The sequence below is a fragment of the Tannerella forsythia genome, assembly GCF_001006485.1.
Taxonomy (GTDB): Bacteria; Bacteroidota; Bacteroidia; order Bacteroidales; family Tannerellaceae; genus Tannerella; species Tannerella forsythia.
Genome location: NZ_JUET01000058.1, coordinates 1 through 12,286, shown reverse-complemented (window position 1 = coordinate 12,286; position 12,286 = coordinate 1). Strand labels below are relative to the sequence as shown.

Genomic DNA, 12,286 nt, shown 5'->3' with positions numbered 1-12,286 from the left:
TGTTTGATCATTGTTTTTCAGTTGTCAGTATTCAGTCGTCAGCTGTCAGCATACTTAACTCATAATCATCTGTTCCCCGCCCGTTACTTGATAGCATAAAGCGAACTGATCGATTCGTCGTGGCACACACGCCGGATGGCTTCGGCAAACATGTCGGCCACCGACAGTACCGTAATCTTTTCGCTTTTCTTCGTATAGGGAATCGAATCGGTGAAAATCATTTCTTTTAACGACGACTGATCAATACGCATCGTAGCAGGGTCAGACATTACGGCATGGCTTGCCATTGCCCGCACGGATTTCGCTCCATTTTGCATCATCAGATCGGCGGCTTTCGTAATCGTTCCGGCGGTATCGACAATATCATCGACTAACAGCACATCTCTGCCATCTACATCACCGATGATCCTCATGTCGGCAATCTCATTGGCTTTAAGTCGTTTCTTATAACAGATGACCATCGGTATTTCAAGAAATTTCGAATAGCTGCTGGCACGTTTCGTGCCGCCTACATCAGGGGTGGCCATCACGAGGTTATCGAGCGGGAGCTGCGCTTTGATGTAGTCAAGAAATACGGATGAGGCGTACAGATGGTCGACTGGCACATTGAAGAAACCTTGAATCTGATCCGCATGCAAATCCATCGTGATGAGCCGATCCAGACCGGACACACTCAACAAATCCGCAATCATTTTCGCCCCAATGGAGACGCGCGGTTTATCTTTCCGGTCTTGACGCGCCCATCCGAAATACGGAATGACGGCAATGACCGAATGTGCTGAAGCACGTTTGGCTGCATCCATCATCAGCAGGAGTTCCATCAGGTTGTCCGCATTGGGGAATGTAGATTGTACTAAAAACACGTCTTTGCCACGGATACTTTCTTCGTATGAGACGGAAAACTCACCGTCGGAGAAATGTTCAATATTCATCTGTCCCATCGAACAACCCAGACTATTACAGATTTTCTCTGCAAGATAACGGGAGTTTGTTCCCGAAAAGACAGCAAAAGGAGTATGTGCACTCATCAGATCGAATTTTATTTAAAAGTAATATCGTACAAAAGTAGGAACTTATTCCGAAATAACGGGTCTGTTTATGAAAAAAACCCTTCACTCGCTTAAAATATTCACCCCTGAGTATTGTAATGGAATTTCAAGATTTTTCCGGAGCATGCGGGCAAAGCCATCTCGTAAGGGCAGGCGGCCGTCAATGTGCCGACAGTCTTCGTTCCTGAAAACAGGTCCGTCAGCTCGGCCGCTTGATTATCCGGAATCGGCAGGCTTCGGAAAGCTTCGTCGGGGATGTTGACGCGTACCGTCCGGGGCGTCCGGTCGAAATTCGCGACAATAAGCAAGACTTCACGGCCCGACTTGCGCAAGAATGCATACTGCCGGTGCGGATCGAAATACGGGTTGTTCCGATTCACGTACATCAGATCGAAAAATTTCCCTTGACAAATTGCCTTCTCTGCGGCAGCGATGCGGAGAATGGCGGCATATTGGCGACGCAACGTTTTCTGTTCGTCGGTTAGCTGTCCTTCATCGAACCGTCCGTCGTTGTTCCATTTACGCAAGCACTCAAGGCTCCAGTAATCGAATATCGTTGTGCGTCCGTCACGTCCGCTGAAGCCTTCTTCGTCCATACCCCGTTCGCCCAGTTCCTGTCCGCAATAGATCATCACCGGGTTAGTACCCATCGTAGCTGCCGTAAGGAAAGCGGGTATCCCGGCTTGTGCTTCCCCGGCGAAGAAGTCGGAGGCGATCCGCTGTTCGTCGTGATTTTCGAGAAAAGCCAACATGTGAGGGCGGATATCGTCGACAGCCTGCCAGCATTCGGTCAGCCGGCCGGCCGGAGCTCGTCCGCACATGACCTCCCGAAGCGTATCATACAGACCAACCTTGTCATACAGATAATCGAATTGACCGCGTTTCAAGAAATCGCGATAAAGCGACGGATGATATACTTCAGCAATGAAAATCACATTCTTCCAGCTACGTACACGCGGAATAACCCATTCCCAAAATTCGATCGGCACCATCTCCGCCATGTCACAACGAAAGCCGTCTACTCCTTTTCCAAGCCAGAACCTCAGGATATCGAGCATCTTCTTCCATGTGTCAGGCACCGGATAGAAATGTCCGAGTTTCCCATTTTGGAAATCAACGCCATAATTCAGCTTAACCGTTTCGTACCAGTCATTTTGGCCGGGATGCGCAGAAAAGCAATCGTTACCGGTCACTTTGGCTGGAAATTCACTGTATTCAAAATCTTCCTGCTGTGCACCGAAATGCAGTTGGAGAGTCTGTCCCGGCAGATAGTAAAAGTTATTGTTCGGATCGAAAGCAAGATGAGTCTGATCATTTTGTCCCAGATCCTGCATAAGCGGATTTTTGGCATCGGAATGGTACTGCCGGGCGACGTGGTTAGGCACAAAGTCAATGATAACTTTCAAGCCAGCCTCATGCGTACGATCGACAAGCGCCTCAAATTCGGCCATACGATTAGGGACCTCTCGGGCAAGATCGGGCGTCACATCGTAATAGTCTTTAATGGCATACGGTGATCCGGCCTTCCCTTTTACTACGGCATCATGGTCTTTAGGTATGCCGAACACGGTATAGTCGGTTTTCGTGGCATGTTCGATGACACCGGTATACCACACATGCGTGATACCGAAATCTTTGATCTCCTTTAAAGCGGTCGATGTGAAGTCGTCAAATTTACCTGACCCGTTTTGCTGCAAACTTCCATGCTTCACACAAGGGTGCGTCCTGTTTCCGAAAATCCTCGGAAACACCTGATAGATAAATACTTTTTCATCTCTTTCCATAACATTTATTAAGTAATAGTCGCATTTCTGTCCAAAAAGGCATGAATGAGTAACTCTTTCTTGTCCGAAGCCTTCACGAACTTGTGGAATGTCTTGAGAGCTGTACGATACCCGACATCCACGATAAGGTCGACATTCTTCAGATCGAACATTCTATATTTTCCGAACTCTGCCGTCTCAATCAACAAATCGCAATTGGTGCGGTCTTTTGCTGTGTTCGCCTCAAAGAGATAGTGAAACGATCGTTCGGCAATGCTGTAAATGTTTTGGCTGTATTTGGGTGACGTATACGGGTTCACATTCACCCCAATCACCACATCGCAGAGATCACGGATCACCGACACGGGAAAATTATGAAAAAGTCCACCATCCACATAATGGATTCCGTCGATTATCACTGGATTAAAAATGATCGGAATACTGCATGATGCACGAATCGGTTCAGCAATAGGACCGGATGAGAAGTGATGGCTGCACCCGTGATCGAGATCCGTGGCGACAACAATCATCGGAGTTTGAAGTTCCTCGAATGTCTTCACCCGCAGATGACGTTCGACAAACCGGCTAAAACGGTTACTGTCAAATAAACCGGCCTTCGGGATTTGCAGTTGTGCAAACTCCGAAAATTCCCGCCCCGTAAACATCCGTTTGATTTCATCTGCCGCATGACCGGCAGCAAATAAAGTCCCCATCAGTGCTCCGGCACTCGTTCCGACGATCACATCCGGACGAATACCACACTCTTCCAATAGCTTGAACACGCCAATATGTGCAAAGCCTCTTGCTCCGCCTCCACTTAGCGCCAATCCCAATCGATATCGTTTTCTTGTGCCTTTTTTCATCACCCTCAAACTTTGTCTGGCAAAGGTATAGTTTTTTTTTCGGATGAACAACCGGTACAGGATCTGTTTTTTATCACGAATCTTTGATCCATCCTTATCTTTCTCATGGCTCCTAATCGAAAAACCCACTTTTCAATATCCCCAAAAATAGGGATTGATTTGTAACCTGTGATTTTTTATCTTTGCGCCTCAAAAAAAAAAACACAGACAAAAGAAAGATGGTTGGGTACAAAAAAGAAAATGAATGTCTGACCAATATATGCACTAAGAACTATGATAACAACAAAACGAAAAATCCTGCTTATCCTCTTCGGAATAGCAGGTCTGTCTTTTAACGCGGTTCCTCTGTTGAGCCAAAAGAAGTTTTCTCTGCGGGGAACCGTATATGAAATGTCAACAAGGCATCAAAAACAGCCTCTTCCCGGTGCTTCACTTATCATTGAAGCTTCCGGCATCGGCACAACAAGCGATGTAAACGGAGATTACACTCTTACTCCCATTTTCGAAGGTGAAATCAGGTTAAAAGTATCTTTCATTGGGAAAGTCACCGTAGACACACTCTTGAAAATACATACCGATACGAGTGTTGACTTTATCTTAAAAGAAGACAATTTCCGGTTAAAAGAGGTCGTTGTAACCGTAGAACCCGGACAGAGCGGACAATCGACTTCCTCAACAATCTCTCATAAAGCGATCGAACACCTTCAATCGGTCAGTTTAAATAATGTACTAGCCTTACTGCCGGGAGGAATCACCGCTAATCCCAATCTGAACTATGCTTCTCAGATCAATATCCGCACCGTAGGCAATCCAAACGGCTGGGGCGAATCGGCGATGAATGCCCTTGGTGCCACCATTATACAAGACGGATCACCGCTCTCGAACAATGCAAACCTGCAAGCTATGCACCCTGCCGTGTTAGGAAATTTAGGTGCGTTGGGAGGAACGGCTTCGCCGGGAGGAGGGCTTGACACAAGAAACATCTCGCTCGAGAATATCGAATCGGTCGAAGTGATACGGGGTATCCCCTCGGCAGAATATGGCGATTTAACGTCGGGGGCCGTCTTAGTCAAATCGAAAGCCGGTAAGACCCCATTAACCGTTAAGGCGCGGACGAACCCGAATATCTACCATTTCTTTGCACAGAGAGGTACCAACCTCGGGAAGAACCGCGGCGATTTAAACCTGAGTGCCGACTATACTTATAATGTAAATACGCCGGTTCAGTCGTATCGATATTATCGGCGCTTCTCATCCAAGGCCATCTACTCCAATGTGTATTTAAACAATCGATGGAAGAGTAATACCATCGTCGATTTTATGTACGGACAGGCTAAACGAGACCGTAATCCGGACGATAAAATCACGGAGACAGTATCAAGCGGTAAAGATGCCAAGTTATCTTTAAACACGAACGGGACCATCTATTTTAAAAATAAAAGCTGGCTGAAGAATATTAGGTACGCATTATCCGGAAGCTATACGGATAAAAAAAGTCATTACGAAGAATTGTATACAGCGGCGAATGCTCCCTATTCCATGACGACGGTCGACGGAGCAGTCATCACCAACAAGCCCGGCCTTGATTTATATGACGTGGACGGGAAAAAGATTACCGACTATACGCACGTAAATCCTTCGGATCGGGCCGTATTCCTGCCTTCCACCTATAAAGGGAAATATGATATTTACGGAAAAGAGATCAACGCCTTTGCCAAATTATCGGCCACGTTGTTTAAACGATGGGGTAAAACGGATCATCGGATACTGCTCGGAGGAGAATACCGCTTGGAGGGTAATGTCGGGAAAGGGAAAGTCTTTGACCGGATGGCTCCGCCTTACCGTAATTTACAAGCGCTCAACGCCACGTTCAGACCGCGTGCTTACAAAGACATACCCTTTATCCGGCACGGTTCGTTCTTTGTGGAAGAGAACTTGACCGCACACCTTACCCCTAACAACCAATTACGTGTTCAGGCGGGATTACGATACGATATGATGAAAGACGTAGAGAACGTCTTATCCCCCCGTATTAACGCCTCATTCGAAGTGATTCCTCAAAAGGTTTTCCTGAAAGCGGGATACGGCGTGACAGCGAAGATGCCTACTCTGGTTTATTTGTATCCGGAGAAAGCGTACTTCGAATATATCAACATCAACGAGATGCCGAACGATAAGATTCCCGAAGATCAGCGTATCTTTATGACAACGACACGGGTCTTCGACACCCGAAATCATGACCTGAAAGCGGCGACCAACACGAAAGCGGAGCTCGGAGCAGATTTCCTGTTCGATGACTTCCAACTGTATGTCACCGCATTTAAAGAACACTTGAAGAATGGCTATTCCATGTCTCCCAGGTTCAATCCGGTTACTTTTAAACAATATAAACGCGCGGGAGGCAAGAATCAACCGGTTTACAAATTATCGGCCGCTCATCCCGTGTTGGCGAAATATTATGTTCCCTCCAACCATTTGGTCATGAACAGCCAAGGCGTTGAGTTCGATTTACGCATCAACCGGATTGACGCCATTCGCACCGCCTTTTCTTTTTCGGGCGCCTACATGGAGAACGAGAATTATCAGGACACCTATACCTATTATGACAACAGCGGTGAAGGAGGCGCTTCGCGCACCCACGTCGGACTGTACGGCCCAGCGATGTCCAAACATAAAACCGACCGGTTCTCGACAGCTCTACGGGCAACACATAACATCCCCGAAATAGGATTTGTGGTTACCCTCACAATGGAAACCGTTTGGAGCCAGCGAGACCGTTATACTTTCGGCAATGATACCGTCCCGGTAGCTTATATCTCCAAGAACGACGGAAAACAATACGACTTCGACCCTTCGAAGAAGGATGAACCAGAGTTTAAATCCATCCTTCGTCGACGCAACGATGCCTTGTACATTGTTGAATCCATCCCGCCGTTATTCAATTTCAATATCAATATAACAAAAGAAATACGCAATTTTATGCGTGTCTCCTTCTTTGCGAACAATATGTTCAGATATTATCCGGTTGTGGAATCCAAGCGCAGCCCCGGCTCGTATCATCAAGGGGGCGAAGGATTTCTCCCTGTAAAAGACTTCTTCTTCGGATTAGAAGTAAATTTATTAATCCATTAATATACGTTGGACTATGCACAAAAAAATATATCTTGCACTCATCGGGCTGGTGTCTTTTCTGGCATCATGCGACTCGTTTTCCGATGCACTCGGAACAAAAGAAATAACGCCGATATCCGTCACTATTCGGCCCGAAATCACAGTGCCCGGTTTTGACGGCACAAGCGGACTGAAACTTATTTTGAACAACTATACCGAAGGGATCCGCGTGGAAAAAGAACTCACTTCCTCGACCGTAGAGATTGGCGATCTGATTCCCGGAATGTACAGCATCGTCGTCTCGGGAAAATTAAAAAACAAGGAAGGCGTATGGTATTATTTAAACGGCAGTTTAGTGAACCATCCCGTATTGAATCATCGTTCGACGATTGATTTGCCTATTTCCGGTCAGAAAATAAGCCCCCTTGTGTTCAAAGAAATCTTTTATTCGGGAACGGCCAACTTCTATTTCCGAAATCAGTTTTACGAAATTTATAACAATTCGGAAGAAACGCTTTACTTAGATGACATTTATTTTGCGAATCTGTATCCGACGAAAGCCACTCCCATCCTTCCCGTGTGGCCTCAGGAGGACGGCGACAAATATGTCTACACCGATCGGATATGGAAATTCCCCGGAAATGGAACGACTTACCCTCTGAAACCCGGCGAAAGCTGTGTGATTTCACAGTTCGCAGCTAATCATAAGCTCGAGATTTATAATCCGAATTCACCGGTCGACTGTTCCAGCTCCGAGTTCGAGTTCAATATGAACAATCCGAAGTTCCCGGATCAACCGGCTTTCGATATGGAACATGTCTACTTTGACGGGAAGGCCGACAAAGGAAGGTCACCCCAATATTTAACTTCTATTTTCGGTGGCGCCTACGTTATTTTCAAAGTACCCGAAGGAGAAACGTATGATCCGGTAAACAATCCGGCATTACAAGCAAAGGATCAGAGCAGTTCATCCAAGAAACTCTATGCAAAGATTCCGATTGAGTATGTGTTGGACGGTGTAGAAGCCGTAGACGATGAAACGAAAGTCAATGCCAAGCGCATGCCGGGCGTACTGGATGCCGGAATCACGACCGTCGGTGCGACCTATAATTCACTCGGGGTCGCCCGTAAAAAGATCGGAGAGAACCCTGATGGGACTCCTTTTTTGCAAGATACCAACAATAGCACGGAAGATTTTGAAAGAGGGGTCGTTCCCATGTTCAGACGCTACAACGCCAAAATGCCGAGCTGGAATCACACCCTAAAATAAGTATCATTTTTAAGTAAAAAACGCTATGCAACGAACAACATATAAGAAGCAATTTCTCTTCTGGCTTTTCCTTTCGTCGGTCGCCGTTATGTCAGCACAGGAAGCCGGCCTCTCGCCGGCAGCAACCGAAAAGATGAAAATGACTTGGATCTGGAATCAATCGTCGAACGCAGCCGGTCTGAAACTCGATCCATCGAAAAGCTACGCGACACTCTCCGGAGGATATACGCTGGAGAACGGCAATTATCATCGGGTGATGGAAGGAGACAAGAATAAGAGCCTTACGCTAAATACCGAAGGCGGGGTAAACATTCGTGACTTCTATTTCTGGGGACGATTCGATTACACACGAAACGCAGTCAAGGATGCCCGATTTAACGCTTCGCTGATTAATCCCTACCGCGGCATGCCTTACTTCGTGGCCGATACGCTCTCGAGCGACTGGAACAACCAGTATTACGAACTGGAATATAAGATCAATTTTCCGGCTATCGGAGAGAAATGGTTATTCGGTGTCGGAGGGGAATATTACGCTTATCTGGCAGCCAAGCAACGCGATATCCGCACGGAGAATTATGCGATGAAACTTTCCGTCCGTCCCGGAGTGGTTTATTCCGTCAATAGTGGCAATCACATCGGCTTGAATCTCGAATACGGGGTATTCAAGGAAGAATCGAATATGTCTAATGTAAACGTCTATATCGATCAGCCGTTCTACGAACTGCGCGGTTTGGGCAATGCCATCATCGGTATCGGCAGCGGAAGAACGACGAATTACATCCGTAAAAGCCTTGGAGCAGGCTTGCAGTATCACTACTCGGGAAGCATCGATCTGATGCTGACGGGTAACTATCTCACGAGTGTAGAAGACGCCGAAGTTTCGTTTACGAACCCGCGGAAAGAAGGTACGGTCATCGATCGTGTGTGGCATCAAAAAGCATCGCTCAAAACGAAAGGGGAGGATCATACGCATTACCTTGATCTCGAATATATGCAACGCATGGTGAAGGGCATCGAATATGTTACGAAGTTCGACGATACCGAGACATTCAAAGGATACGTCACACTGTATAAGAGCATCCGTTCGACCTATGCGAGCAAATTCCTGAGTGTCGGATATTCGTGGACAAAGAATCAGGGCGACGAGTACACCTATCTGCTTGGCGGTAAAGTAAACTATACTGATCTGGATGACAATTATCTTTTGCCCAAAAGCAGAAAACACGCACGAAATATCATATTCGAAGGTTTCGGGAAGCGTAATTTTACCTTGTCGGACAAGTTGTCGAAAAAGCTGCTGGTGGGCACCCGGCTGATCTACGGAAAAAACATTGACGGAAGCTATCTGTACGGTGGGGCTTATAAAGAATACCCGATTCATTCGCAGTTAGAGAAGAGAGATAACGAGTATGATACATCGGGATTTTTTGCCGTGCATCTTTCGGGCGTTTATTCGCAGAAAATAAACCGCTCCGCCGACGTGAACGTATATGTACGTGCGGATGCCTCTTACGCCAAAGCGCAAAACAAGAGTTTCGGCAACAGAAATATGCTATCATTCAGCATAGGATGCAATTTTTAACGACAAAATCGAAACATAAAAAATAAGAAACAAGTATGGTAATGAAATATTGCTGGGGTATGTTCTTGCTCGTTTTTTTACTGCTCGGTTGCAGAAGCAGCCAGCATACCCTTCCAAGAACGGTAGCGGAACAAACTCCCCCCGATGAAAGCGCTTTATTAATCGATTCCATCTTACAGACAGGGTTAGACCGCGAAGCAGTCTACACCCTTATGGGACGCATCAAGCCGATGAGTTCGTTAAAGCTGTACAGGATGCCTTTGGCCAATACCGATTCTGCCAAACGGAGCAGTCCCAATATTGTGGACAGAACCCAAAAAGGCCGGTACTTAGACCGCCTGTCGCGTGTACAGAAAGCCGTCAACGAAATCCGCCTGCCCGATCTGGCTTTTGTCCTTATTCCTTATCGGGCACATCAGGACAGCATCCGCACGATACAGTTAAGCGTTGTGCGTGTCAGTCTTTTAGACAGTCTACTCAAGGCAAAGGAGAGTTTCTTCGGACAATATGGTCTTGTGCCCGGTACGGACCCGGCCACCGTCGTCTCGACCATCGAGAACGCAGGAATCTACGAACGGTACCGGGGGTATGGGTATCTGTTCGGTTATCCGGATTATGCCGTCGACTTTTTCGTTGAGGCTAGCCATACGCATCGTGACATACAGCAACCGACGCCTCGTAATTTTTTCAATATTCCCACACATCAATCCAAAGAAGGTTATTTCGTCTATGCGTATCCCAAAGACTACGAACCTTCGCGCGAAGTGGATTCCTTGCTCTATCACCGCTCGACGAAGGTGTTGGAGACGTATGAAAAATTAAGAGACCGTTACCTGAATGCCGACAGTACGATACGGGCATATCGGTTGTTGCTCGATGCTGCGACAGCAGAAGGACGTTTAAAATAGACCGGCTCCGGTGTCGAAAAACAAGATTAACATACTTACCGGCACATCGATCGTGGTAGCCAACATGATCGGTGCCGGAGTGTTTACCAGCTTAGGCTTTCAGCTCGTTTCGCTACATAACACCGCTACGATTCTGACGCTATGGTTATGCGGAGGCGTTATCGCGTTAAGCGGTGCCTTCAGTTATGCCGAAATCGGCACACTCATTAAGAAATCGGGAGGAGAATTTACATTTCTCTCCCGCATCTATCACCCCGTCGTCGGATATTTATCCGGCTGGATTTCGCTGACCGTCGGATTCGCTGCCCCAATCGCACTCTCGGCTTTCGCTTTCGCCGATTATCTACCCATAAGACTGATGCCGCCTGTATGGACAGCCGTCGCCGTCATCCTGCTGATTACATCAATCCATACGTTCAACCTGCGTTACAGCGCACGTTTCCAGAATATAAGCACCGTCTTTAAAGTACTCTTAATACTGGCTATCATCATTGTCGGCCTGTATCTCCCTGCGAATAAAGATAATGCTCTCCTCTTCAACACCGACTACCTGTGGGAATGCAGTTCATCGGCCTTTGCCGTCAGCCTGATCTACGTCAGCTATTCCTATTCGGGATGGAATGCGGCGACATACATTACAGAAGAGTTTAAGCATCCGAGAAAGGCTATTCCCCGATCGCTGATTTACGGGACATGTATCGTAACAACGCTGTATACACTGCTGCAATTCGTCTTTCTGAAACACACCCCTTTGCACGAACTGGTCGGGCAATTGGACATTGCCACTCCCGGTATCCGTTTGATGCTCGGCGAACAAGCAGCAACATGTTTTGGATGGGGATTCTCGGTGCTGCTCATCTCAGGCATCAGCGCCATGATCTGGATCGGTCCAAGAGTAACGGCAGGCATCGCCCGTGAATATCCGCTTTGGCGCTTCTTCAAGGCGCGCGACAATGATGTACCGCGGAGAGCCTTATGGCTGCAGTTTGCCATCAGCACGACCCTGCTGCTGAGCGGTACCTTCGAACAAATCATGATCTATTGCGGGGTGTTGTTGAGCATCTCAACCCTGCTCGTCGTACTCGGTGTCATTCTTGTCCGATACAAGAAGAAAGCACATCCTGACAACACGGAGAATTTCAAAAGTCCGGCCTTTCCTCTTTTTCAGATCATCTTTATCGCCGCTTCATTATGGATGATTGCCTTCGCTTTTCTCAATCATACAAAAGAATGCATGCTCGGACTGATCAACTTGCTGATCGGCTACCTGACATACAGGAGAAATCTTAAATAATTACAAATTACGATTACCGTAGGGTAAGGGCCGAGGTGAAGGATTATTTCACACGTTCTTACACCGAAAGAGGGTGCACCCGCAACATTGCGTTTGAGCACACCCTCTTTGCATCTTTATTGTATTTTTCTTTTCCTCTCCCGGCTTTTTACCGTATCACCACCTTCTGTCTGATTTGTCCGTCGAGGGTAACGATGTATACGCCTTTCGCTAACGGAATCGAGGTTTCTCCCCGGGCGATCTGCGTCCGATGAACGAGCTGTCCGGTGACCGAGTAAATCTGTGCGTCCGTTGCTTTTGCGGTACGGATATGAAGCGTACCCTCTTCCGTACGGAGGGCGTAACCGCGATCGATCGAGACGTTCGAGACGGGACTCACACCCGTGAGTTGAATCGTCAGCGGCTCGACCACTTTGGGAAAGACGAGCGTTACCGTTCCGTCTTCG

9 protein-coding genes are annotated in these 12,286 nt (G+C 47.2%); 5 read left to right on the top strand and 4 right to left on the bottom strand.

Going from position 1 to position 12,286, the window contains the following annotated elements:
• Window positions 1–83 precede the first annotated feature (83 nt).
• The 3 genes from Tanf_RS03110 to Tanf_RS03100 all read right to left on the bottom strand — a co-directional run bounded on the left by Tanf_RS03110 (window position 84) and on the right by Tanf_RS03100 (window position 3,678).
• The gene (locus Tanf_RS03110; RefSeq protein ID WP_014224942.1) at window positions 84–1,028 is read right to left on the bottom strand and encodes a ribose-phosphate pyrophosphokinase; all 945 of its coding nucleotides are present in this window, start codon (window positions 1,026–1,028) and stop codon (window positions 84–86) included.
• Between the two features lie 101 nt (window positions 1,029–1,129).
• A complete protein-coding gene (locus Tanf_RS03105; protein WP_046824885.1) occupies window positions 1,130–2,833 on the bottom strand; it encodes an alpha-amylase family glycosyl hydrolase in 1,704 nt (567 codons plus the stop codon).
• Between the two features lie 8 nt (window positions 2,834–2,841).
• On the bottom strand, window positions 2,842–3,678 hold the full coding sequence (locus Tanf_RS03100) for a patatin-like phospholipase family protein (protein WP_046825082.1): 837 nt from the start codon (window positions 3,676–3,678) through the stop codon (window positions 2,842–2,844).
• A 270-nt stretch (window positions 3,679–3,948) separates the two neighbouring features.
• Between Tanf_RS03100 and Tanf_RS03095 the strand changes: the two genes are divergently transcribed.
• From Tanf_RS03095 to Tanf_RS03075, 5 genes are read left to right on the top strand one after another with little or no spacing between them, the layout of a single operon-like run.
• Complete coding sequence (locus Tanf_RS03095; protein WP_046824884.1) at window positions 3,949–6,807, top strand: TonB-dependent receptor; 2,859 nt, start codon at window positions 3,949–3,951, stop codon at window positions 6,805–6,807.
• A 13-nt stretch (window positions 6,808–6,820) separates the two neighbouring features.
• Complete coding sequence (locus Tanf_RS03090) at window positions 6,821–8,056, top strand: DUF4876 domain-containing protein (RefSeq protein WP_046824883.1); 1,236 nt, start codon at window positions 6,821–6,823, stop codon at window positions 8,054–8,056.
• A gap of 25 nt (window positions 8,057–8,081) precedes the next feature.
• Entirely contained in the window at window positions 8,082–9,638 is a 1,557-nt protein-coding gene (locus Tanf_RS03085) for a DUF6850 family outer membrane beta-barrel protein (protein ID WP_046824882.1), read from the top strand.
• A 35-nt stretch (window positions 9,639–9,673) separates the two neighbouring features.
• Window positions 9,674–10,546, top strand: a complete 873-nt coding sequence (locus tag Tanf_RS03080; protein WP_236684373.1) for a hypothetical protein — start codon at window positions 9,674–9,676, stop codon at window positions 10,544–10,546.
• Between the two features lie 10 nt (window positions 10,547–10,556).
• Entirely contained in the window at window positions 10,557–11,840 is a 1,284-nt protein-coding gene (locus tag Tanf_RS03075) for an APC family permease (RefSeq protein ID WP_046824881.1), read from the top strand.
• Window positions 11,841–11,988: 148 nt separating this feature from the next.
• Here the strand turns inward: Tanf_RS03075 and Tanf_RS03070 are convergent.
• Window positions 11,989–12,286 (bottom strand): T9SS type A sorting domain-containing protein (locus Tanf_RS03070; protein WP_046824880.1); only part of this gene is annotated, 298 nt, incomplete at its 5' end.

Excerpts from the sequence above, each read along its gene's own strand:
- Tanf_RS03080 (WP_236684373.1), top strand. The coding sequence starts at position 9,674 with ATGGTAATGAAATATTGCTGGGGTATGTTCTTGCTCGTTTTTTTACTG.
- Tanf_RS03105 (WP_046824885.1), bottom strand. The coding sequence starts at position 2,833 with ATGGAAAGAGATGAAAAAGTATTTATCTATCAGGTGTTTCCGAGGATT.
- Tanf_RS03095 (WP_046824884.1), top strand. The coding sequence starts at position 3,949 with ATGATAACAACAAAACGAAAAATCCTGCTTATCCTCTTCGGAATAGCA.
- Tanf_RS03110 (WP_014224942.1), bottom strand. The coding sequence starts at position 1,028 with ATGAGTGCACATACTCCTTTTGCTGTCTTTTCGGGAACAAACTCCCGT.
- Tanf_RS03085 (WP_046824882.1), top strand. The coding sequence starts at position 8,082 with ATGCAACGAACAACATATAAGAAGCAATTTCTCTTCTGGCTTTTCCTT.
- Tanf_RS03090 (WP_046824883.1), top strand. The coding sequence starts at position 6,821 with ATGCACAAAAAAATATATCTTGCACTCATCGGGCTGGTGTCTTTTCTG.